1 rRNA gene (only partly in view) is annotated in these 2,095 nt (G+C 54.1%); it reads left to right on the forward strand.

From position 1 onward, the window contains the following. Positions 1–2,095 (forward strand): 23S ribosomal RNA (locus ACFOWB_RS26705); its annotated part reaches 20 nt to the left of the window's first position; the annotation flags it as partial.

Below are 2,095 nucleotides of genomic sequence, written 5' to 3' on the forward strand. Positions count from 1 at the left end.
TTCGGTGGATGCCTTGGCGCTGAGAGGCGATGAAGGACGTGGTACGCTGCGATAAGCGTCGGTGAGTTGCGAACAGACTTTGACCCGACGATTTCCGAATGGGGAAACCCACCTCCGACGTTTTGTAATTGGACTTCGTAGAGAGTGATCTCTGCGGGGTGCGATTACATTGCGTCGACACAGAGGTATTTGATCCTGAATACATAGGGATCAAAAGCGAACCCGGGGAACTGAAACATCTAAGTACCCGGAGGAAAGGACATCAACAGAGACTCCGTTAGTAGTGGCGAGCGAACGCGGACCAGGCCAGTGGCTTGTTTAAGATTAAGCGGAACCGTCTGGAAAGTCGGGCAGCATTGGGTGATAGCCCCGTACGCGAATGGTCTGAACAAGTCCTTGAGTAAGGCGGGACACGAGAAATCCTGTCTGAACATGGGGGGACCACCCTCCAAGCCTAAGTACTCCTCAGCGACCGATAGCGAACCAGTACCGTGAGGGAAAGGTGAAAAGCACCCCGACAAGGGGAGTGAAACAGTTCCTGAAACCGGATGCTTACAAACAGTCGGAGCCCGCAAGGGTGACGGCGTACCTTTTGTATAATGGGTCAGCGACTTAATTTGTCGAGCAAGCTTAAGCCGGTAGGTGTAGGCGCAGCGAAAGCGAGTCTTAATAGGGCGATAAGTTCGACGGATTAGACCCGAAACCGGGTGATCTAGCCATGAGCAGGTTGAAGGTGAGGTAACACTCACTGGAGGACCGAACCGGTGCCTGTTGAAATAGTCTCGGATGACTTGTGGCTAGGGGTGAAAGGCCAATCAAACTCGGAAATAGCTGGTTCTCCGCGAAATCTATTTAGGTAGAGCGTCGGGTGAATACTGTTGGGGGTAGAGCACTGGATGGGCTAGGGGTCCTTACCGGATTACCAAACCTAACCAAACTCCGAATACCAACAAGTACTGCCCGGCAGACACACGGCGGGTGCTAACGTCCGTCGTGGAGAGGGAAACAACCCTGACCTACAGCTAAGGCCCCCAATTCGTGGCTAAGTGGGAAAGGATGTGAGAATCCCAAAACAACCAGGAGGTTGGCTTAGAAGCAGCCATCCTTTAAAGAAAGCGTAACAGCTCACTGGTCTAAACAAGGGTTCTTGCGCCGAAGATGTAACGGGGCTCAAGCCACGAGCCGAAGCTTAGGGTTCACCGCAAGGTGAGCGGTAGCGGAGCGTTCCGTAGGCCTGCGAAGGGACAGCCGTGAGGCATCCTGGAGGTATCGGAAGTGCGAATGCTGACATGAGTAACGAAAAACGGTGTGAGAGACACCGTCGCCGAAAGTCCAAGGGTTCCTGCGTAAAGCTAATCTGCGCAGGGTTAGCCGGCCCCTAAGGCGAGGCCGAAAGGCGTAGTCGATGGGAATGGGGTGAATATTCCCCAGCCAGTGGGTAGTGACGAATACCGGAAGCTGTCGGAGGTTATTGGATTCCGAAGGCGGCCTGGGTGTTCCAGGAAATAGCTCCCACATCAGACCGTACCCGAAACCGACACAGGTGGACTGGTAGAGCATACCAAGGCGCTTGAGAGAACTATGCTGAAGGAACTCGGCAAATTGCCTCCGTAACTTCGGGATAAGGAGGCCTTCCGCTTGGGCAACCAGGCGGGAGGGGCACAGACCAGGGGGTGGCAACTGTTTATCAAAAACACAGGGCTCTGCGAAATCGCAAGATGACGTATAGGGTCTGACGCCTGCCCGGTGCCGGAAGGTTAAGAGGAGAGGTGCAAGCTTTGAATCGAAGCCCCGGTAAACGGCGGCCGTAACTATAACGGTCCTAAGGTAGCGAAATTCCTTGTCGGGTAAGTTCCGACCTGCACGAATGGCGTAATGACTTCCCCGCTGTCTCCAGCATAGACTCAGTGAAATTGAATTCCCCGTGAAGATGCGGGGTTCCTGCGGTCAGACGGAAAGACCCCGTGCACCTTTACTGTAGCTTTGCACTGGCGATTGTGTTGGCATGTGTAGGATAGGTGGTAGGCTTTGAAGCTCGGGCGCCAGCTCGGGTGGAGCCATCCTTGAAATACCACCCTTATCGTCACGATCGTCT

The organism is Chenggangzhangella methanolivorans (assembly GCF_042648545.1).
Taxonomy (GTDB): domain Bacteria; phylum Pseudomonadota; class Alphaproteobacteria; order Rhizobiales; family Methylopilaceae; genus Methylopila; species Methylopila methanolivorans.